This window comes from Marinimicrobium alkaliphilum (genome assembly GCF_003259155.1).
GTDB classification, from domain to species: Bacteria; Pseudomonadota; Gammaproteobacteria; order Pseudomonadales; family Cellvibrionaceae; genus Marinimicrobium_A; species Marinimicrobium_A alkaliphilum.
Map to the genome: position 1 here is coordinate 193,571 of NZ_QGMQ01000004.1, position 22,292 is coordinate 215,862.

The 22,292-nt window shown below is 52.0% G+C and carries 17 protein-coding genes; 1 reads left to right on the forward strand and 16 read right to left on the reverse strand.

The window, feature by feature from the left end; translation table 11 throughout:
- Window positions 1-225 precede the first annotated feature (225 nt).
- Window positions 226-1,002, forward strand: coding sequence for a matrixin family metalloprotease (locus DKW72_RS08185; RefSeq protein WP_198411278.1), 777 nt, complete (start codon window positions 226-228; stop codon window positions 1,000-1,002).
- Between the two features lie 39 nt (window positions 1,003-1,041).
- Here the strand turns inward: DKW72_RS08185 and glsA are convergent, their stop codons facing one another.
- The 16 genes from glsA to DKW72_RS08265 all read right to left on the reverse strand — a co-directional run bounded on the left by glsA (window position 1,042) and on the right by DKW72_RS08265 (window position 21,456).
- On the reverse strand, window positions 1,042-1,947 hold the full coding sequence (gene glsA / locus DKW72_RS08190) for a glutaminase A (RefSeq protein ID WP_111641865.1): 906 nt from the start codon (window positions 1,945-1,947) through the stop codon (window positions 1,042-1,044).
- On the reverse strand, window positions 1,947-3,344 hold the full coding sequence (locus DKW72_RS08195; protein WP_111641866.1) for an ATP-grasp domain-containing protein: 1,398 nt from the start codon (window positions 3,342-3,344) through the stop codon (window positions 1,947-1,949). Before DKW72_RS08195 ends, glsA begins: the two co-directional genes overlap by 1 nt.
- Before the next feature lie 30 nt (window positions 3,345-3,374).
- Complete coding sequence (locus DKW72_RS08200; RefSeq protein ID WP_111641867.1) at window positions 3,375-5,420, reverse strand: CocE/NonD family hydrolase; 2,046 nt, start codon at window positions 5,418-5,420, stop codon at window positions 3,375-3,377.
- Window positions 5,421-5,677: 257 nt separating this feature from the next.
- Window positions 5,678-6,709: an alpha/beta fold hydrolase gene (locus DKW72_RS08205; RefSeq protein ID WP_111641868.1), complete on the reverse strand. Its 1,032-nt coding sequence runs from the start codon at window positions 6,707-6,709 to the stop codon at window positions 5,678-5,680.
- Between the two features lie 93 nt (window positions 6,710-6,802).
- Complete coding sequence (locus tag DKW72_RS08210; RefSeq protein WP_111641869.1) at window positions 6,803-8,479, reverse strand: purine-cytosine permease family protein; 1,677 nt, start codon at window positions 8,477-8,479, stop codon at window positions 6,803-6,805.
- A gap of 253 nt (window positions 8,480-8,732) precedes the next feature.
- Complete coding sequence (locus DKW72_RS08215) at window positions 8,733-10,946, reverse strand: right-handed parallel beta-helix repeat-containing protein (RefSeq protein ID WP_111641870.1); 2,214 nt, start codon at window positions 10,944-10,946, stop codon at window positions 8,733-8,735.
- Window positions 10,947-11,187: 241 nt separating this feature from the next.
- Entirely contained in the window at window positions 11,188-11,985 is a 798-nt protein-coding gene (blaOXA, locus tag DKW72_RS08220) for a class D beta-lactamase (protein ID WP_198411279.1), read from the reverse strand.
- Window positions 11,986-12,294: 309 nt separating this feature from the next.
- A complete protein-coding gene (gene lepB / locus DKW72_RS08225) occupies window positions 12,295-12,945 on the reverse strand; it encodes a signal peptidase I (RefSeq protein WP_111641871.1) in 651 nt (216 codons plus the stop codon).
- Window positions 12,946-13,386: 441 nt separating this feature from the next.
- Window positions 13,387-14,823: a serine hydrolase gene (locus tag DKW72_RS08230; RefSeq protein WP_157960436.1), complete on the reverse strand. Its 1,437-nt coding sequence runs from the start codon at window positions 14,821-14,823 to the stop codon at window positions 13,387-13,389.
- 252 nt (window positions 14,824-15,075) lie between these two features.
- On the reverse strand, window positions 15,076-16,260 hold the full coding sequence (locus tag DKW72_RS08235) for a HEPN/Toprim-associated domain-containing protein (RefSeq protein ID WP_111641873.1): 1,185 nt from the start codon (window positions 16,258-16,260) through the stop codon (window positions 15,076-15,078).
- A 108-nt stretch (window positions 16,261-16,368) separates the two neighbouring features.
- Window positions 16,369-16,950 carry a hypothetical protein gene (locus DKW72_RS08240; protein WP_198411280.1) on the reverse strand — a complete coding sequence of 194 codons (582 nt, stop codon included), beginning with the start codon at window positions 16,948-16,950 and terminating at the stop codon, window positions 16,369-16,371.
- 612 nt (window positions 16,951-17,562) lie between these two features.
- The gene (locus DKW72_RS16770) at window positions 17,563-17,901 is read right to left on the reverse strand and encodes a TonB family protein (RefSeq protein WP_111641875.1); all 339 of its coding nucleotides are present in this window, start codon (window positions 17,899-17,901) and stop codon (window positions 17,563-17,565) included.
- Between the two features lie 23 nt (window positions 17,902-17,924).
- Window positions 17,925-18,299 carry a hypothetical protein gene (locus DKW72_RS08250; RefSeq protein ID WP_157960438.1) on the reverse strand — a complete coding sequence of 125 codons (375 nt, stop codon included), beginning with the start codon at window positions 18,297-18,299 and terminating at the stop codon, window positions 17,925-17,927.
- 1,246 nt (window positions 18,300-19,545) lie between these two features.
- Entirely contained in the window at window positions 19,546-19,896 is a 351-nt protein-coding gene (locus tag DKW72_RS08255) for a hypothetical protein (RefSeq protein WP_111641877.1), read from the reverse strand.
- Window positions 19,897-19,992: 96 nt separating this feature from the next.
- On the reverse strand, window positions 19,993-20,499 hold the full coding sequence (locus tag DKW72_RS08260) for a hypothetical protein (RefSeq protein ID WP_111641878.1): 507 nt from the start codon (window positions 20,497-20,499) through the stop codon (window positions 19,993-19,995).
- A 48-nt stretch (window positions 20,500-20,547) separates the two neighbouring features.
- Window positions 20,548-21,456, reverse strand: coding sequence for an Abi-alpha family protein (locus DKW72_RS08265; protein WP_111641879.1), 909 nt, complete (start codon window positions 21,454-21,456; stop codon window positions 20,548-20,550).
- Between the last annotated feature and the right edge of the window lie 836 nt (window positions 21,457-22,292).

Below are 22,292 nucleotides of genomic sequence, written 5' to 3' on the forward strand. Positions count from 1 at the left end.
GATATGTTATTGATTTCATTATTCTAATAAGCGCCTTGAGGGGTCACAGCATTCATTTACGTTCCTTGATAATTCTTTGTAGCACGGCAGATTTGAATCGCGTAGAGTCCAATTCAGGGTAGGAACCGCCCTCTCTATCATGAGCATATCCAAGGACCTTGTCCGTGCGCTGACGCACCTGACGGGTCGGTTACACATCTTCATTTATTTTCCCAGGAGCCTGCGGTGCTATCAGTCACACCCACACGCCTGCCTATATTCGCTTTGGTCATGAGCAGCCTTCTGCTTATGGCGTTCTCCCTGCCCGCTCACCCCAGCGAAGGTGGCTATCGGCTCCTTGAGCTTAGCGGCACGAAAGTGAAATGGGGGGAGCGACGGCTGGGTGTGGGTGCCCGCGTCAGCTATGCCTTCGCCACGGAAGCCCTGCGCTTCGATAACGCGCACAACTGCCGCGACCTGGCGCCCATGGAAGCACTCTCCGGGGAGCGCCTCTCCATGGAAACGTTGGAACGTGAGACCGCCGCGGCCTTTAACATCTGGGAGCGCGCCGCCGGCCTGTCGTTCCATCAGGTCAGCGACCCCCAGGAGGCCGATATCATCCTCGGCGCCCAGGGCCGGCCGCGCGGGCGTGCTTACGCCAATGTCGACTATGCGCCGGATCCGGAGGGGGATGTACGCACCATCAAGCAGGCGCTGGTGTGCCTGAATCCAGAGCAGCAATGGAAGGTCGGGTTTGACGGTGATAAGAATGTCTACGATATCCGCTATACGCTGATTCACGAGATCGGCCACGCCATCGGCCTGGACCACCCCGGACCATCCGGACAGGTGATGGGCTTTCGCTACACCGAGTCCTTCGCCGGCCTGCAGCCGGGCGATCTGCGTGGTGTTCGGCTGCTCTACGGACCAGCCATGGATCGCAGCCCGGCCATCACCGGTTTTGACACCGAACTGGCCGTCATCCACGACGAAATGTCGGTGGCCGAGCAGCGCGACGAGTAGTTCAAAAGCACGCGAGAGCTTCGCTATTGCGTCTTGCCGTCAGGAAAACACTGACAGGTTCCAGCGCCGGGCCACCTTGCCGAGCATGCGTACACCCGCGATACTGTTGCCGGCGGCGTCCAGCTTCGGCCCCATGACACCGAAGCCCATACGCCCGGGCACAACAGCCATAATCGCACCGGACACGCCGCTCTTGGAGGGGATGCCGACATCGACGGCATAGCGGCCCGAGGCTTCGTACATACCGGTGAGGAACATCACCGTCAGTACAATGCGTACGTTCTCTTCCTTGATCAGCTGGCGATCCGAGCCGGGTACACGACCCTTATTGGCCAAGACCGACGCGATGCGGCCCAGATCAATGCAATTCATCGTAAGCGCTGTCTGACGGGCGTACGGCAGTACGGTGTCTTCCTCCCTGCCCTTCACCACGTCGTGATCCCGCATGTAGTAAAACAACGCGCGATGAAGATCAAGGGACTCACCCTTGAGCATCTCTGGGTCGTAGTCAATCTTCGGGTTGCTGGCCAGGCTACGGACAAAATCGCGCAGGCGCGAAAACCGCTCCTCACCATCGACGCCATGAATCTTCCCGGTGACGGCAATCGCCCCGGCGGTAATCATGGGGTTGGAAGCGAACCCCTTATGCCCCTCCTCCAGCGCGGCAACCGAATGGTAGGCGTCGCCATTAGGCTCCTTGCCCACGTGCCGGAAGACCTCTTCAGCGCCGCAGTCCTCCAGCGCCAGCGCGAGCGCAAGGGGCTTGGAGGCGCTCTCGATGTGAAACACCGCCTCGGCATTGGCGGCGTGCTTGACCAGGCCTGAGGTGTCCACGGCACAGATACCGAATGTGTCTTTATTGATGCAGCCCTCGTGGTCGGCATCTCGCTCCTCCTCAACGATCTGGTCGAGGAAGGCTTCTATATTTTCATTGATAGCGTCCATTAGGTCGCCACGGGTCGGTCGGTGCCCTGGGACTTGTCCGTATTGTCATTCGCGATGATGACGTCGGCTTCAGGGACTGCCAGCGAAGCCTCTAGGGCCTCGAACTCAAACGGCAAGCTGTCCGACGCTTCCTGGTACTTTTGCTCCAACTGTTCGCGGCTCTGGGCGGCAATCAGCATATCGGCAATCACGTAGCTATAGGGATCCTGGTCACGCAGATCCGTCAACTGATCGCCCTCTTCCAGCCACACATACACGCGGGTATCCGGTTGCACGTTCTTCTGAAACGCCGCGATATCCTCCGCCGTCGGTACGCGCTTTGCCACCATGTTCTCATGGCTGTAACGGCGATGAAGGAACTTCGCCGCGCGCTTATAGCGACCGCTGACCTGGTCAAAACGCGGCCGTTCTCCCAAGGCGACTTGAACAGCCACTTCGTGGTTCGATAAGCCTTTCACTTGTTCAAACAGGTAGGAGTGAGACTGCGAGATACGCGGATTGATCTCGATGATCCAGAGCTTATCTGTCTCGTCATCCCAGAAAAACTCGATATTGAAGCAACCGGAATCGAAGCCGATATGCTCCATAAACCGACAACTCACACTGATGGCCAGCTTCTGCACCGGCTCAGGCGCACAGCTCGGGTATTCATAGCGCTCGAAGCTTTTGCCGTTCGATCCGATAACCATATCAATGATGCCGTGGACGTGGCACTTACCGCTTTGCACATACCCTTCCGGGGCCAACTCCCAGCCGCGCACATACTGCTCAGCGATCAGAAAGTTACCGCTTATTTCGTGCAGCTCCTGGGGCAGCTCGATACGTGCCAGGATGTTATCGAAGGGATCACCCAGCAAGCCGATGGTTCTTCGGATTTTGCTAATCGCGTCATCAAACTCCTGCTCGTTGGTTACATGAAAGCCGAGCATGGAACTGTAGCCTTTGATCGGCTTCAACCAGAACGGAAAGGCAACCGTGATCTTTTCCAGAGCCTTGTCATCAAACGGATCCACAGCACAAAAATCCGGCGTGTGCTCAGGCACCAGACGGCGCTGCTCCAGACGGCTCCAATACTTATGAGAGCATTTGATCACGGATTCCAAGGTGGGGCCCGGTAGCTGATATTCCTTACACAAAATCGCGTGTAACGCTGCCCCGGGAAAATCCCAGTGACAGACGATACCATCAACGCTATCGTACTGGTCCAGTACCATGCGCGCCTTAATGAGCATGGCTTCTATGTCGTAACCGTCCTGGTTCGCGACTTCATCGGTATGTAGCAGCGCGTGGATATTGATGTCTTCAATATCTCTGATGTCCTCAACATCCGACTGATGCTTGAGGTCGTAGCCGAGGACAAAAATATTCCTTCTCGGTATCTCTTCGGGGCGTGACATAAATTCTCCTTACTGCGTGGCAATCTCGTCTTACAGATTGTCTCTGGGCAGCGTTTGCTCCCAGTTCTTTGAGAAAATGCGATGATCGCCCTCGTAGGCATCCAGTCGCGCGTGTACGTGAAATTCGGTTTCCGTGCAGGTCAAAATCGTGCGGGTCTCCACCTCGACATTCCATTCCTGCGCGCGCTTTAGCGCCCACTGGGTGTGAGTCTCACCCCGCACGGAGGTAAAATCATCCTCCCGAAAGCTGTACCACTCCCGGGTATAGCGCGAGAGCTCTGTGTCAGTCTCAGGAATCAAGCGACTGCCCTGGTTGTTGGTCACGATCAGGGTCGAGGTGTTCCTTGCCATATCTTTGTGCACGACCCAGTTGTGCTCCCCCGGGGCGGTACTGATGATTTCCAGGGGCTGCCCGATCACAGGCTCGTCAAAGGGCCGCAGCGCGTCGTCTTCCGGGCGAGGCTCGCGCAGAGGCAGTACCAGCGTGCTTTGCGCCGGGTAAACTGTCAGCCTCACCGGCGCAGGAGGCGTCCAGGCCACAGGCCAATATGAGGTTGAAACGGACACGCGAATCACATTTCCGACCGGTAAACGCTGTGCGATACCGTTCAGCGGAATCTCGACCCGGTAACGCCGATGCGGCTCGAGTGGCTGGGGGTCGGCACTGCCGTCCCGGTGGGTCAGATTCAGTAAGCCATAGGTTATCCGGGTAGACTTGCCGCTCGGGCGCACATCCGACAAACGCACGGCGACCATGGCTTGGGGTTTATCAACGGATAGTTCCAGCTCGAGCACCGGCCTCCCGGCAATCTCAACAACCTGCTCCAGCGGGTCGCTGCTGAAGACCATCGACCCCCCGTCATCCTCGCGTTGGTCTCCGGGCAGATCCGGGGCCGCCGCATAAGAGCACCACTTACCGGCAGACAGACCAACGCCCAGTGGCGACTGCACCACCTGTTCGTCAAACCCGCGGCGTTCACGCTCTGGTGCTTCCCCATCCGAGGGCAACCGGATATGGCCCCGGGTCAGGGGACAGCGCTTGTCCGTAATGTTGCTCGACGGCCAGCCGGGTTCGCTGATCCAGCGCCCCGGACGCTCCTCGTACGCGAAGTACGGCGGCACACTGTCCTGTGACCAGGCGCGCAATGCCGGCTCGTCCATAATTCCCGTCTCTATGCCTTTAAGCCAGTAGTCCCACCAGCGCAAGGCTTCCTGCAAAAAACCAATGGCGGGCCCAGGAATCCCCTTATGCGGGTAGAGGTGCCCCCACGGGCCGATCAAGCCTTTACAGGGCGCCTCCAAATGCTCCAGCAAACGAAATACCGCGTTGGTAAAACCGTCCGCCCAGCCGCCAATGGCATAAACCGGGCACTGAATTGCGGAAAAATTTTCACACACCGAGGCCGTCGACCAATAGGCGTTGCGGTGCTGATGCGCCAGCCACTTCATAATCCAGGGATCGTTTTCCTGCAAACGCTCCAGCCACATGGCGCGCCATTTATCGCCGACCACGGCCGGGTCCGGCGGCAGACTGTTGAAGCCAAACATCACCGTCGCTTCGGACAGGTTGTCGCCCAAAAGGCACCCGCCCATGTAATGCATATTATTGTCGTAAAGGTCGTCGCTGGCGCAGGCGCTGATGATGGCTGTAAGCGCGGGCGGCCCCCGGGCAGCCACCTGCAGGCTATTGAACCCACCCCATGAGATGCCCATCATGCCCACCTTGCCATCGCACCATGCCTGCTCAGCGATCCAGGCAATGGCTTTCACGGCGTCCAACTGCTCGATCTGGGTGTACTCGTCAAGCAACAAACCTTCCGAGTCACCACTGCCACGCATATCGATTCGCACACAGGCGTAGCCATGCCCCGCCAGATAGTTGAAGTTCTCCGCATCGCGAGCGCGGGTTATATCCCGCTTACGATAAGGGATATATTCCATAATCGCAGGCACCGGAACGCTGTCGGCTCCCTCAGGCAGCCAAATCCGCGCCGCCAGCAGGGTTCCGTCGTCCATACGAATAAACGTGTTCTCGATGATGCGAACCTTGTAGGGACAGGCTGCCACTGTTCTCATACCATCTCCTTGCTGATTGTCACCCTGCGACAAACGGTACTCGCTGACACATCAGCCAATGAAAATGGTGTCCCCACAGGATGTGGAAAGCTGAAACAATGATTGAGGCTAACACTATTAAGAAGAGGAGTTCTGTGGGAGAGCGTACAGAGGGTAGGACGCATCGAGGCGTGACAAAGGGGAGTATCGCTCACGCCGTCCTTTGGGCGGCCATCGGCAGACGCACCGCCCGGCCTTCACCGGCCTGGACAGCGGTGTTAAAAGATCTTATCCAGTTGCGCGCGATAGCGCTCAAAGGCCTCGAACTGCGGCATATGGCCGACGTCGTCAAGCTCATACAGATACCCTTGAGGAATGCGTTCAACGGCGGCTTTTCCGAGCTGATCGAAACGACCCAGCTCATACTCCACACCGTCCTTCTTCCACCCTCGCCCGGGGCCAGTGGTATCTCGGGTTCCGATAATCAAATGGGTCGGCACCGCTAACTGATCGAACTCGTTGACCACGCTACCGGTGAAAATCATGTCAAAGGTCAGCGCATTGTTCCAGGCGATGCGCTCCCAGTCCGGGCCGTTCAACCAACCGGCATGCATCTGAATCAGCGCTTCATACGCTTCGGACCATTTGCCGTCGTAGTAATGCTCACGCTGATAGCTGCGCACCTGATCAATGGTTTTGTCGAGTTCGTTGTCGTAGAAAAAGGCGGGATCCTGGTACTCCACGTACCGCAGGTAATCCTCCAAACCAATCGGATTGACCAACACCAATGCCTTGACCCGATCGGAATGGTTCAGAGCATAGCGAGTCGCGAGCATACCGCCCATGGAATGTCCCATCACGATCAGATCATCGATCTCCAGCGCATCCACCAGCTTCTGGGTATTATTGACCAGCCCCTCCAGCGTAAACTGATAATGCGCGGGCTTGGAGGACTTCCCGAAGCCGATCTGGTCGGGCATCAGCACCCCGTAGCCTTTTTCATGAAGGTAGTTCGCCGTATCTTCCCAATAATCAGCCGCGAAGTTTTTGCCATGCAATAACACCACCGTCGGCCGCTGCTTTTTGCCAGGCAAATACATGTAAGCCATTTCCAGGCGCTGACGCTGACTTTCAAACCCAAAGGTCTGTACCTCAAAGGGATAGGGGTAACCTTCAAGGCGAGCATCGTATACAGGCACCTCATCGGCGAACACCGAAGGCGCTACGAGGGACAGACAGGCGACACACGCCAGCGAAGCCCAGCAAAGCGTGCGTGCCTTTTTTGCGACGCCACGGTGATGATTTCTCATGAGTGCTCCTGATAGTCGCCTGAACAGAACTGTCCCAAATCTAGCAAGAGTAAGCCTCGAATACAACGTGGCATTGATGACAGCAGAACGCTCTCACACAGCGGACTTCGGTTGGCGCTCCTTCATCACAGACCAGAGGGTTGCTGACACCATGTAGGCGATAGACGGTAATAACAGCCAGTTGTGCACCAGCGTGATGTCTCCGGTACGCAGAGCGCCGATACCCAGTCCCAGACACACCAAGAGCGACAGCAAGGCGACAAGTCCCGCCACAACCTGCCCTTTGGGCACCGACACGATCGCTTGGTTTGCCCGCTGGTGTGCAGCAACCTCCAGGTAGCGCTGCTCCTGCTCACGCCGCTCGTCTTCGGCGTGCTCGAGCGCTTCGGCCTGTTCACGGTACGCCTCTCGCCCGCCCGCCAGAGACGCCATCCCGATATACAGGAGTGTTGCAGTGACCCAGACCGGCAGCAACAGGAAGAACAGGTGCAACCCCCATTGGCTGAAACCCCAAGCCGCCGCCAATGACAGTACCCAAGCCAGAAGCGCCGGCCAATTTAAATAGCCGCCCCGATAATGATTCCAGTAACGCGTTAGCCCCAGGCGCGGGAACAGCCAATGCTCCGCCACGATCACGGCACCGACGGGTGCCAGAATCAGGCCCATCAAGCCAACAAAATCCAGCAACTGGGTAAACACAAAGGGGAAGCAGGCAATCACCGTCGTGACGGCACCGGTAATGGCCGTCACGACGGTACGATTCCAGCACGGTCGCAGGGAATGAAAGGCCAGGCCGGCGCGGTAGATGGTCGGATTGGAGGTGGTCCAACCGGCAATAATCACCACGATAATGCCGGTAGCACCCAGGGCCTGAAAAGCGACAGCACCCGCATCCAGTTCGACAATGGAGGTCTTGAGCATATAGGCGGCACCGGCACCCATGATCCCTGCGCATACCCACGCCATATAATGGCCAATGAACATGCCCAGGGCGGATAAAAAGCCGTAGCTGGACTTACGCGCGTAGCGCAACAGGGTCATATCCGACAAACCACCGTGCATGGCCAGATTGGCCACCCAGGCGAACGCCGCCACATGCCAGGCATTGAGGCCGCTGTCTGAGCCCTGCCAAATATGGGTCTCGGCAATGGTCATAAAACGCGCCCAGGCGCCCTGCCCCGCCAGCTCCGAGGTACTTGCACTGAGCACCGCATAAAGCGTGAGCGCGCCTACAATAAACATCAGAATCATCCAGGGTGCGCATACCTGAGCGAAAATGGCCACACGCCGAAACCCCTTGACCGCAATCATGGTCACCATAGCACCCACCGCCAGTGCCACGAACACGAAACTGATGCTGGTGGGATACCAATTGACCTGGACGGGAATATTGAAAAGAATTCGTGCCGCCGATGCCGAGACCGTAATCATAGCGCCCGCCAGTACACAGAACAGAATACCGTTGACCACACTGTAGAGGTTGATAATGCCCTTGCCGCCGATACGTTCAAGGTAGGCGTACAGGGTTAACCGGGTATTAACGGCAATCGGCGCGCAGATCAAACCCCAGGTCAGCACCGCGAGCAGGTTGCCCCACAACAGGCCCCAGAGAATATCCTGAGTGCTTACGCCCCAGGCGACAAAGGCAGCGCCAATCACAAACTCGGTGCCGGCTACATGTTCGCCCGAATAGTTGGCGGCGAAGTGGCGCGCGGGCTCCAGACGTTCCGGCTGTACCGGGGATCGCTCGAATTCATTATTATCTGACATACTCATCTCGCCTGGGAGGTGGTCTCGCCGACCCCAATATCAATCATTTATAGTCAATATAATACATATACATTCAACTTCAATCAATTCAAGATGGCACCGCTTCTACCGACAGTCACCCTCGGTACAGGAAGAATCAGCAGGTATTGGTGGGTTTTGGCGTGTTCGACGGGCAAACAAATAAAGCATCGAGCAAAAAGAAAGGGCGCATGGCGCCCTTTCGTCTTTACTGATGAGGGAGAATCAGACTCACTCAGGGGCGGTATTCAAAAGCCCCGATGTCCGGTGCCGCCCCCTCAAATGGGCGCTCTATATCAACACCGCCATCAATCATCATGCTGCCCAAGGCCGGACGCATAACATCAATATCCGGTAAGGAGCCATCGGCCTGACGTGGGCCCTTGGCCGCCTCCACCGATGTGCTGAGCAGCATGGATTCATTTGGGCTACTCGCGGCTTGCCAGCTATTGCCTTCCATAACCGCACCGCTCGGGTAGTTGTTGCCCTGCCCGGTATTGATACTCAGATTGTTGTAGAAGCGATACTGCTTACTGGCGTCTGCCGGGTTCCTGGGAAAATCGAAATTTCTCCAGCCATTACCGACCGAGGTATTGTGCGCAAGGGTCAGCGCTCCCGTGTTGTTGTTATTGTCAAAACCGCGCCAGATATTGCTGAACGAGACGTTGCGGTAAACGATATGATCGCCTGGCTCATGGTTGCCACCCAGCTTGAAGCCGTTACCGCCGCCATCGAACTCATCCGGATTGCCAAATACTTCGGCATCGCCGTTTCCGAAGGCCCAGTTCTTATACATCACGACCGGGTGGAGCGTGCGCCATAAGTCGTAGCCATCATCGGAGTTCTCCCAGGCACGGTTGCCGTACAGCATATTGCCGGGGCCGACACCATTGAATTTGACCCCAAAGCCATCGGCGTTGTTACCAATACGTTCATCAGGGTTGTTCACCAGGCGGCGACGGCCATCGTTAAAGTTGTGGTAACTGTCGCAGTTCATTACCAGATTATTGGAGGCCGTACCGGCCATATGAATCCCGGTATCGTAGTTGTTGTGAGCCACCAAGCGCTCCAGGCGGTTGTGGCTACCATCCATACGGATACCGTTGTGGCCTGCGTAGCGAATGGTCAGGCCGTACAAATGCCAATGGTTGGCATTGAGGCGAATACCGCTCTGATTGCCGTCGGTAACCTGACCATCAAAATCCAGAATCGGCGTTTCGCCAGGATAGGCAAAGACCGTTATCGGATGCTCAGCTGTGCCATTGCGGCTGGTGCCGATACTGACGGGATCAGTGCTGGCGTAAACACCATCGCGCATGACAATGACATCGCCGGGTTGAGCGTTGGCGACGGCGTGATGCAGCGTCGCAAAAGGGGCGCTTTGAGTGCCGTCGGCACTGTTGTCGCCATCCGGTGCAACGTAGAAAGTACGCAGCCCCGTGGGAATGACATCATGGGGTGTCGGCGTGGGCGCTTCCGGCACAGTGAACACGTAGGGTTCAGGCATCGGAGGGCAGCCGGCCTCGTCGTCAGAGCTACCATAGCCAACCACGCAACCGAGATCTTCCGGCAGTTGATCCTGCACTTCTGCAGGGCTGTAGGCGCCGGTGTCTGTCCAGATGACCCAATCGACAGCCCCTCTGTAGGCACTGCCTCCACCGTCACCTATACGGATAAAATTGTCACCGTCATTATTGGTGGGGCGCATGATCACACCGTTGAGTTGAATCAGGGGTGTCATGCTGTCACTGGTGTAAACCGACACATTACCGATCGTCGCGCTCGTTAACGTAATGGCCACCTGATAGATCCGGAAACGGGTCATGTCCAGACCGGAGCCGCTCACTGAGGTGTCGTTATCGGCCCGCTCCAGCTGTACGCCGGCGTTGCCACCATCAGCACGGAAAATTGTTTTCAGGCGACTACCCGGCAGACCTTCGTCAGCCAAAGCCACCTCAATCTCCAATACCCGAAAATTGTCACTATTACCGGTAATCCCGGCAATAAATGTAAAGTGCTTGGGGTACTCACCGTCGGCAGGCGCCACACCATTTAACTGAGCGAGCAAGCGATCGTTGTCATTGGCAGTGCTGTCAAAAGTCACCGTGCCATCGCCGACGACCGTAAAGAAATCCGCCTCCGGAGGTTGGGCAAGCCCGAATTCAAACTGGCTGCTGCTGCCGTCTGCCAGGGTAATGGAGCCAGCCGCTACGGGATGGTGATTGGCATTGTAAGCTGACCAGCCCAGGGGGTTGTCTGCGGGCACACTACTGCTGGAAGAGCTGTCGCTGGAATCCTCAGAACTTGAGCTGCTTTCTGAAGAACTGCTATCTGATGAGGTACTTTCTGAAGAACTACTGGATGATGGGTCGTCGTTGCTAGAACTACCGCCGCAAGCGACGAGTATACTCATGAAGGCCAGGATCAGGCCAAGCGTAAAGGGTCTCATAACGTGTCCTCTTGGCACATAACCCAGGCACTAACCAGGCCCCAGGCTCTGCGCTCGATTGTTTTTTTGGTTATTAGTGTTGTGGTTTTTTCCACCACAACCGGAGCAGTCTAGCATGACTGACAAAGAGATATCACCACGCCTCAACACCAAACTGATGGCCGCTGATGTCGCATTATCACGCATAAACATCCGTGCAAATTGAAATTGCACACTGCGGATGCAAAGTGGGAACGTTGCCCTATAGCACACCTAGCGCTATGAGACTTTCTCTGCCCAGCGGGATCCGCTTCTCGGCATCCGACGCGTCCACTATGTCGATATTCACCGCGAAGCTGTAGACCCTGCCCTGCTTCACGACCCAGCCAATCCACCAGCCGATATTCGGATCCGGGGCATTGGTCCAGCCGGTCTTGGCATGTAGCGCCCAGTCATCGCCTTGCTCGATCAGGGTAATGTCGCGGACCTGCTCTTGAAGGTTCGCCGGGTACGGCAGTTCATTCTGAGCCAGGTCAGCCAGGAAGACGGCCTGTTCAACAGCGGATACCGTTAATGGGCCAACCAGCCAGAAATCGTCGACAACCGCCCCTATCTCACCGTTGCCGTAATTCATCAAGGCAAGATTCTCGGCCATTCGATTCAGGGTGATTTCGCTGGCGAGCCCTTTGTAGATGGGTACATTTGAAATGGGTAACGCGTCACGTAGCGACATGTCCCGCTCCCATGAGGAAAAGCGCTGCGGCTCCCCACCGTAGGGCAAGACCTGGTCTACGTCGTTTACCACACCCTCGGCGAGCCCGATGAGCGTGTGTGGAACCTTGAAGGTTGAAGCGGGTATATAGCGGGTCTCAGCGCGCGCCTGATCAAACCCCACGAATCTGTTCTCCGCCACATCGTATAGCACGAAGGTCCCGCTCACGCCGGCGTCAGAAAACAGCGCTTCAACGTCTCGACTATCCGTCCACTCAGCAGCCAACCCAGTAGTCGCAGCCATTAGACAAACCGTAGCAATAATCCTTTTTACCCTTTTCTTGGTCATTTCGTCTCCGCTGTTCTGGGCTTGCATCTTTTAACCGTGGACCGGCGACCCGTCTTTCTTCACCACGTGCCGCAAATAAAGCGATTGCCCTAAGGTGGCGAAAGGTGAATGATCAGGTTCATGCATGAACTTTCGGTTTCGAGAAAAATACCAATAAAACAGCCAGTGGTCCAAACAGTGAGCCCATGACTACCCAAAATGGGACGTCAGCCTTTCTCTTATTAGCCACGGAATAACAAATTCCGGCGCACAAAAGAAACAGTATCAATAGTGCAGGTATGGGTATCATGAATATACCTTCTCTGAGAATTACAATGCATGGAAGAATCTATCCTGGCGAGGGATATAATAGTTATCATAGTCCAAAGACAACACAACGCTTCTCGATCTACCTACTATTTCATTGCGTGGAACGAAACCTATAACTCTGGAGTCGACACTGTTGTCCCGGTTATCGCCAAGCACCAAATAATGCTCAGAAGGAACCTCCAAAGACCGAAAGCTTGACAACCGAGAACCGCGCTTATCGATACGCACTACGTGCTCAATACCTGGCATATTCTCCAGTTTGTCTACAGTTGATGCAGAGGACGTGATTGTCACGTAATCAAGCTGCTCTCCGTTTATGGTTAAGATATTGTCGTTTAATTCAATAATATCGCCAGGACTTCCAACGACTCGTTTCACCAACCTTTTTCCCGAGGCCTTTGAATCAAAAATGACTATATCGCCCCTGACAGGGTCAGAAAATGTAAACAGCGAGACCTTCGTAAAAGGTATCCGAATATCATAAGCCAACTTATTTACAAAAATTCGATCACCTTCAACTATCGTAGGCTTCATTGATCCCGTCGGAACGTCGCTCCAATCCGCAACAGCGCTCCGAAAAATTAGCATTAAGGCAATAAAAAGAATTAATGACTTATTCTCTCTCCAGGATCTTAAAATCCACTTTTTCATGTAATCACTCCTTATTAAATTCGCGATCTCTAACAACGTCGTTTCAGGCGCTGCAAAGGCCTGAGCTCTGATTTCAGCTCAGGGTCGATATTGATGTTTCGTTCCTTCTCCAGGGTAGCCATACACCAAGTGGAGCTTTATCGTTTGTCCTCGATCGAGGACCTGATAACTTTCAAGATGGAAGTCGTGAACTCTCATATTTGCCTAACATTTATATCGTAGCCTCTGAGGCCGTTTTACCCGAGGCTATTATTCCAAGGCAGGTTTCATACCCCCAACCCCGGCAGCGTCAAGCTTTGCGGGCAGCCTGCATGCTTTTCGGGGTTTTCCACAGGCCCAATATGGCGGCTCCCGGCGGATTTGGGGCGCAACGAATTACTGCTTTGCTGGCCCCCGTCCCAGGTCTGGCAGGGATGTTTCACGAACATAGCATGTGTGGAGTCACTGGGCATCGACTTTGTCTGCCCGAGCAAATCCTCGTCCGATCACGAGGCCGGTGATTATGTCGTCGTCGCTCACGAACTCCACGAGCATTCCATCGCGGGTAAAGAACACATGTTCGGCCTCCGGCAATAGCTCTCGAGTTTCTCCGTCAGCGATTCGCGTGAATAACCGACCTCCCTCGTATGTGATTTCCATAGGGACTTGGTGTTCCTGAATCTGGTAGAGGCCAACGAACCTTTTATACGCCGCTTCAGACAGGGTGATTGTCGTCTTCTCGCGAGGTTTTATTCCTGGCCAACCGTATTCCCGCGCGATAGTAAGCATTAATTCCTGCGCAAGATGTCCGCCACTGTCCGAATTGGTCATCACGATGGCGCCCGCTCCTTGCTCCACGAAGGCAGTGAAAATGGTTCTGAAGCCAGCGTTCGAACCTCCATGACCGAATCGTTCGCCATCGTCTTCGATTATTGGGCCGAGCCCATGGGATTGCATGCCCGCTTTGAGCATCATACGGGCCGAATCCCCAGACAATACGCGACCGGTATCGGCATAGGCTCGTTGAACCTCTACGATATAACGCGCAATATCGGTGGGCGTTGTCCATAAGCCTGCTGCGGCCATCTCAGGATAAACATGCCAACGCCCAACAATTTTATTCCCCTTCCCATCGTATCCAGAGGCGGCGCGTGCATGCCACTCTTCCGGCAGCGGTTGCTCATAGGTACTGTTTTTCATATCGAGAGGCTCAAGCACAATACTTCTCATGAGTCCCGGAAACGGTTGTCCAGAAACGTCACTCATTAGCAACTGCATTACCGTATAGCCGCCGCCTGAGTACCCCCAGCTTTCTCCCGGCTCCTTGCCGACGCGTACGGCTTCAGTATTACCTCCGCCCTCCAGTACCTCGACAGTGGCCGGCACTGTGGTGTCAGTCGTATACCCCGGGAAGCCCCCAACTGTGGTCCCTGAAGAATGGTTGAGTAGGCCGCGTAGCGTCACCTTTTGGTTCGCTGTAAACTCATTTTCCGGAATTTTCCAGCTCGTCAATGAATCATTTACGTCTCGGTCGAGATATAGATGACCATCCTCTACGAGTTTGAGTGCCGCGAGGGCCGCGATAGGTTTGCTGAGAGATGCCGCTTGAAAGAGTGTATCCGTTGTTGCTGGTACGCCGTCCTCTTTGTCAGCGAGTCCGTATGCTTTGGCCCACTCCACTTCTCCGTCCCGAATCACCGCAATGCTGACCGCTGGTACATTTAATTGCTTCATTCGATCCTCTAGCGATACCGCCGGCACTGCTTCACCGCGAACGACGAGAAGAGGAGAGATCGCTGCTTCGATAGCTTCTATCCGATTCTCATGCGCCGGCTTGGAGTCGCAGGCCGAGATCACCGTTACAAGGAGGATAAGAACAGAGCATGTGTACCGTTTCATGATTTTCCCTTTCATTCAGGCGCCAAGTTCAATTTAAACCGAGAGTACCCCCAAAGCCCCGTACGGTCAAGCCTGGAGGTAAGTGGCCCACTTTTGCCACCACCCCACCGATTTGAGGAGCCGCCCTTTGCTGCTATGCTGGTCCCCGTGCAAGGCCTGGCAGAGATGGTTTATGAATGAACCATTGAATAACGCCGCGATCTGCGGCAAATTTGAAGCGCAGCGTGAAATTTGTCCGACAGCAGCGCCTTGTTAAATGCAGCTTTCTATAATGTGCTGCACAAGAATTTTGAGTTTTCCAAAGTCATAACCATCCTCAAGCGAGGAGATTTTTTTAAACTGCTTCGTATAATACTCTTTTTCCTCCAATGCTCCTTGGTAGGAATCTAAGACGCTTTTATAAGAAGACCATCTGATTATAGGTGTATTTCTGGTTTTGTATGACAAGTCAAGAAAGCACTCAATTGCCACAGCTTTTCCGTTAACATTGGCCACCTGCTCACCATTTGGACCAACAGTTAGAAAACTAGAAAACTCTTCTAAGTCAGGAAGTTTAGCAACTCTCAAATTATCCGGCGCATCAATGGATTTTGCCTTTTCATACTTTTCGAGTCCTTCGGCATCGTTGTCGAATATAAATAGGCATTTATTTAGCATCCTAATACTAACGAGCCCTTGAAAGAATTTGAAAAGGTTACCTGTTCCGGAAAATGGGTAATGTTCTTCCATATCTACAAAAGTAAAAAAATCTGAAATATCAGGCCTGAGAAGATCAATTGCCCGTTTAATGATAAATGCGTCGGAAGAACCCTCTGTTACGATTAAGAACTTCTGATTATCATTAAGGTCTTCAAAAAGCTCACTTTCTGTCACCCAGCCACCTTCAACTATGTCATGGGTCCTCCATTCTAGTTTAAGATCCTGATTTTTGGGATTTTCAGCAAGTAGTCTCAGTTGAACATAGGGATCAAGGTTTTCAAAAAACGTTCCTATATCGTTATCCTGAGTATCAACATGCTCTCTCAGCCCCTCAAATTCACTTTGCGAGAGCACAACCTTCGAGGCATATTCTCCAAGGTCGTAGTCAGGATAATCGTCGCTCAACTTAATTTTATCAATATCAATACTTGATATAACCCTGGCAAAATCTTCGAAATTGAGATTAAACTTGGGATAGTAGTCTGGATAATCTTTCAAACAGTCTTCATAAATTCTCTTAATATCTTTGAGCGAATACCCTAGCAGATCTAATCTAAGCTTTACTTTGCGCAAAGGACTGGCAAAGCCGGTTTGCTCGTATGTCTCTCCTTCATACGTGTGATAGTCAATCACTCCCTGATCAGTAGGATTAAATAACCTTGAATGATTGATAAAGTGGTTATTCTTACCCCAATCAATTTCCAAGTTTCCAATACCTAAACTTACTATTGATCCCATCTTATTCTCATGCTTTGAAGACTACCGAGCATTTAACGCTGCCAACACACGCAGCTTTTCAGTGGAGTCGAAGCCGCAACGAAAAAGCTGTCGCTGTAGCTGGCCTTGTTACACATACGCTGAATCGGTGCGCGCATTAATAATCTCAATATCTGGATTAATCTTTTCCACAAGCTCAGTGATAAAACCTTTGTCTTGGGTACTCATGCGGCTGCCACAAATGATTATACGTACTGTGACATCGACAAACAGCTTTCCCCGAGTAAATACTCGTTCCTCTGCCTCGTACTGCCAAACATCAAGTTTATGACTAAGAACGTCAACTGCAGCACCGTTGTGGAAATTATTCAATCCAACCTTATGAGGCCCATCATACTCGATCGGTCGTACCTCATATTCTCCGGGGTTAATCTCTACACCAATAACGACTCCTCGGTGCCCCTCTGAGTAATGAGACCACATCAGTTCGTTATTCGGGTCTCGCGATAAAGCACAGATACGCAACTTCTCCTTCTCGCCTTTCAGCAACCTGCGCATATCCTCATCAAGCGAGCCTCCACTTTGGCTATAGAGGTATTTCCCTTCCATCGGGTCGTTAAGATCGAAGTACGGGGCGGCGTATAGCCGACTTTTTAAAATAATGTCCGTAAAAAACCGGAAATCTTTTATTCCTCGGTACTTATAAAGCAATCTCAAAGTCTCCTAGCGTGTGTAACGCCGTGTACAACGGCAGTTTTTAAGTTGTGGCTTTGTGGGTTACTTTTGCGCAGCAAAACCACAAAGCCGCGACTTAAAAACTGTCCAGCGCACGAAGTGCGCGGGTTGATACACTTTGTTACATGTTTGATACGCCTACGCTTCGAGTCTTTATATGACCAATAAAGTACCGTAAAGAAAGTATTCGATAGCGAAGAAGTAGTATCAGGGCAGAAAACGCCCCAACCAACGTAATCGTATTTTCCAGCTGTCTAAGCTCAAACGCCAGAACTAGGATTCCATAAAGAGAAGCAAAAAACAAAATTGAAATTAAAGCCCACTTTCCGGAGGCCATTTCTTTCCTGTCATCGTACGTCTCAACTAGATAATGTTTGCAACTAGGGCATATTAGAGACTTTTTCGTGTCACGCCAATCTTCACAAATCCTACTTTTCTCATCGAATAAATTTCCGCAATTGCCACACTCATATTTCTTCATAGCATTCACATGTAACGCTTTTGCTAAGGGGCGACAAAAGCGGCAGCTTTTGGCGTCCCGCGGAGGGCCGAAGGCCCGGAGCGAACTTAAGCAATTGGTTATGCGCCTTAGTTGCAGGTATGCTCAGGCTCAAAGTTAAATTCTTTAAAGTATTGCATATCAGTCGAGAACGTCCCAACTTTGAACTTGTGTGCTTCCATTGCTTTGATGGATGATCGCACAAACCGTAAACTAGTCGCCTCAACTATTTCAATATTCTCGGGCGTCCCCTCACTAGAGATATTGAAAGATAGCCTAACAACTCCTGAGTCATCTTTGCATATTGGCGGCATCGGATATCTAGGCTCGACTTCCTCGATAGCTTCTTGGGCGGCCAAATGAAACGTTACGAACACTAAAAAGACTGCTATTAGGTATCTATTCATGGTTCGAATCACCTTGCGCATAACGTTTTTAGCAGGGGCGCAGTTTACTGCGTCCCTTGCCTAAACTTGTTAAAAGGCTGGAGCTTGCTAGAGGCAACGGCGACCAGCTGAAGAACTACCAGCCCCGCCAAACCCAGTGGGTAAAGAACATACCAGCCCATAAACACCTCCGCCTTAACTACTGCAAAAGCAGACAGAATGTCCCATAGAAGTAAGCCGACCCCGCCTACCAGCAACCAAATGACATAGCCAGGCAGATTGCCCGCGCGACGTTCCGCCAAAACAGTACCAACTACAAAAGCCACAAAGAAACAGCCGATGTTAACGGCGTGCACTCTAGCTGGTGCTCCGCTAAGTGCCACAGAAAGAACCGATAGCACTACGAATAAAGTGAAACTTGCGGCAACGGTAGGTTTCATATTGGCCTTTTAACGTTGCGCACACGGGCGCGAGTTTACGAGCGTCCCACCGCCGCCTGCGGCGGTGCAGTGGTGCGCTTGGTTACATGCCATGAACTAGCAAGCCAGTGAAACCTGCAATGAAGGAGCAAATTGTAGCTGAGTACATGGCATCTTTGTATGCTCCTGGCTTAGTGCCGAGAACACCCAGCAAACCACACAAAATCACTGCCGCGACTAAGAATGCCGCTGAAATAGGGTAGAAAACTACTGCCAGTAGCATTACTAAAAGCGTGCAAAGAAAAATTACGGTGAATCTCAGTTTGTCCCTCCGAGTTGGTTTGCCGTACTTTCTTTCAAATGAACCACGAGACAATCTGGAAATAGCAACTCCCGCTACACCAATTGAAATTATGACAAGTATTTGTATTAGCACGTTGCCCATTTATATTCTCATGTAACGCCTAAGCACACGGGCGCGAGTTTACGAGCGTCCCACCACCGCTTTCGGTGGTGCAGTGCTGCGCATGGTTATGTGGTAGCAGATTAGTAAGGGCCGCAGCTCTTCGTTGTAACACCAACGATCTCTCCATCTTCAATGTATGACACTGACTCAACTCTGCTAGAGACTTCAGCACAGCTTCTGCAAGCCGCGACTGTTCCGCTGGCTCGGTTTATATACACGCGAACCTCACCTTCAGATTCGGTCGAATCCCGCCATATTTCGAAACTCGCTGGATCCTCTACCTGCGACCAGTCGCCCTCGCTCAGGACCCTTTGGCACTCTCCAGGGAGAGAGGTGCAACCAGCAACACCCATAGCGAAAAGTACAGTAGCAACATGCCTCATTCCGAACCCACATAACGCCCGCGTAAAGCGCGCGAGGTACGAGCGTCGCATTTAACGCGCTTGTTATGCATGGCCACTAATGCTTGGAATTTCTTCCAGAACCAATTAAAGCTCATAGATATCATTTGGGTTCAATTCCAGTTCCCTTACAGTGCTGGCACTCTATCGGCTCATAATCTAGCTTCTCACCATCCCGAAGGTCACCGCTATTTTGGGGGTTGGCCTTTCCCACCCTCGTACCATGGCAGACGGAACATTCTTTAGTTTGGTTACCAGCATTCATGAAAAGTCTCCTTTTCTTATTGGTGCATAACGCCTGCTATATGCGGCCAGAATGAAGGCGCAAAACGCTGTAACGGAGGTCCGGCCACAGTTTTCTGTGGCGTACACAATTGCATTTTTATGCAGGCTATAGCGATCACCGCCTTTTATTTTCAAGCGCTTTCTCCAATAAAAAGCCGGCCATAAAGCCACTAGGATCAGCTTTTGGCAAAGCACCTTTGTAGCTCTTCTTGACATTACCTGTGCTTGATACGTTCTGCTTACAGTGTGCCATAGCGTTGCTGGACGCGCTCCAGTCAGGGAAGGAAACTGTGATTTTTATGTATTCGTCGTTCCCTGGGTAATGGAACGATTCGCATGCTTCCTCTCCCCCGTCATACTTCATCATCACCAAATGAACGAATGACAGGTTGTTCATTAGCTCTACTTCATCTCTACGCAGATAAAATGTGATCATCCTATCTTTTACATTTTCCTCTATCTCCATTCCTGTATATCTCCTGATAGTGCATAACGCCGCGTACACGGGCGCGAGCTCGCGAGCGTCCCACCGTCGCTTGCGGCGGTGTAGTGGTACGCATTGTTAGCCATGGGTTCTACTCAGCTCGATACCCATAGAGCGGACCTCATCTTCTCTATGGTGACGCCCGGCGAAGGTTCCTTTAAGTCTAGATCCACCATTAGTGACCTTTAGAAGCATAGTCGAGAACGCAACTATCTTCCTATTTGAGCTTTTCAAATTGAGTGTTACGTACCCTTCCCATACAAATCCCGATACGACAAACCCAAAAAAATTATTCTCACCATCACTTCTATCAATGTTTACGCTACCCGTGCCCTTAAGTGAGTGGGCAGATTGCTTTATATCAAGCTTTACTATTGTTTCTGCTGAATCCGTTTTCTCTTTAAATTCCCATACGCCTTCTAAATCAACCCCCTCGTATCGTAACTCTTGATACCACGGAAGAATGACATGTTTAAATAGTGCAGCAACAACTGACAATAAAGCCGCTGTAGCTACACCGCTGACAACACCAAGTACAATCTCCAATTGCTCCCCCATCTTTTTCTTGGCTAACGCCTTGCTCACCGGTAAATTGCGAGCGCAGCGAGTAATTTATCCGCGTGCAGCAAATTGTTATGCATTTTTCTCCCGACAGGCATCAATAAAGAGCTCGCCCAACTCAGTGAGAATCGTTGAGGTGTCCGTGTCAATTTCAATATCAAAGTCTACGGAAGCGTATGATGAGTCTCGATCACCAATCGGTACTTCTATACTATGAGTCCCAGCACTTGCCTCATAGACAACCTTAGCCAATCCCAGCCGAATTATATTGGCAATCTCGAACTCTTTGATGTTCTTCTCCGGGATGCTTTCTGGCGCTGCAATTTGCCTTCTGAGCATAAATTCCTTGTATTCAAGAGAGCGAATCTCTCTTTCCTTTGATCGCGCCAAAGACCTCAGCTCCATTGCCTCTGATGAATATACCTGCTTCCCATCTGGTGACAAACTCTGTAGTTTCTGGCTAATTTCATCAACCTCGGATTTAAGTCTGATTTCTATCGATGACCTATTTTCCAAGAAATCTGATAACTCCCCCTCTAGCTCCGACACTCTTCTTTCTTTTTCAATAAGAACCGACTCAAGAAGTTTGAATTCATCACTTGATAGCTGACTTAAAATATATGGAAATACGTGATTCTGAATATTTTGTTGAGAGTCAACCATATTTACTAGTAGTATTGCCCACTTATCTTGGAGCTCATCATCATCTTCCAAAGATGCATGCTCTAGATATGGACAGAGAAGCTTCGGAGGAATTGCTTTAACGCTTACGTTGTTCTTCTCGCATACTGCCTTTGCCTTATTCAGAATTCGAACTTGATTATTGAATCTCCAGAGTGAGATCTGATCTTTTATCAGAAGACCAAGCTCCTCAGCTGGCGGCAAAACAAGCCTATCAATAAATCCCTTCGCAACATCAATCCCTTTCTCAAGAGCTGTAGATGTGACGTCTATTTTTTTTTGATTGCTGTCATCACTCATTTCGCTATCCATAATTGTGCATAACGCCGCGCACACCGGTGCGAGCTTGCGAGCATCCGGCGGCCGACAGGCCGCGTAGTGCTGCGCTTGGTTATGTGTTGAAGGGCCATAGAAGCTCCACAAGAAAGTCACCATATGACCAGAGTAATGTACCAAAAACTACAATATATACGCCGATATATTTGGCGTAATTGTCAGTTTTTTCAGCCATATCTGCAAACATTCCTTCTATATTAAATTGGCCCACGCCTAACCTTTCTGTGGGTGACACAAGTGGAGGTTTTGGTTCATTTGCGTGATACGGGCCTCGCCGGATTAGATCACGGCCAAGCAATAGGGCGCCAAAAACAGTAATAATTCCACCGCACCGGGATATGTGTTCCCAGTTATTATCCACTAGAGAGAAAGCTACGGATGCGAGAACTATCAAAAGCACCACAGTTACGTATCGATATAAGCCGGCTCTCTTATAATAGATAAGGTGTGATTTCCAAGTCATTGTCATAGTAGAAACACATAACGCCCGCCATAAACGGCCGAGTGAAACGAGGTCCGGCGACCAAAGGGAGCGTATTTAATGGCTTGGTTATGCATTTTCACTCCATTAGGATATCTATTCCGTCGTAACCGCCTCGGCAGCTACGTATTACCTCAAGAATCTGGTCAATTTCAGGGGAGATCGTAGTAATAGAAGATCCATCTTCAAAAGACACCCCTACCACTCGGCTATGCCCTTGAGAGATGGAACGCACATCGCTGCAACGCGAAACAACTTCGGGCTTGGCCTTAGTCCAGGGAACGTAGTTTTCGTACTCCTTCGCTTCGTTCCTCTGAGA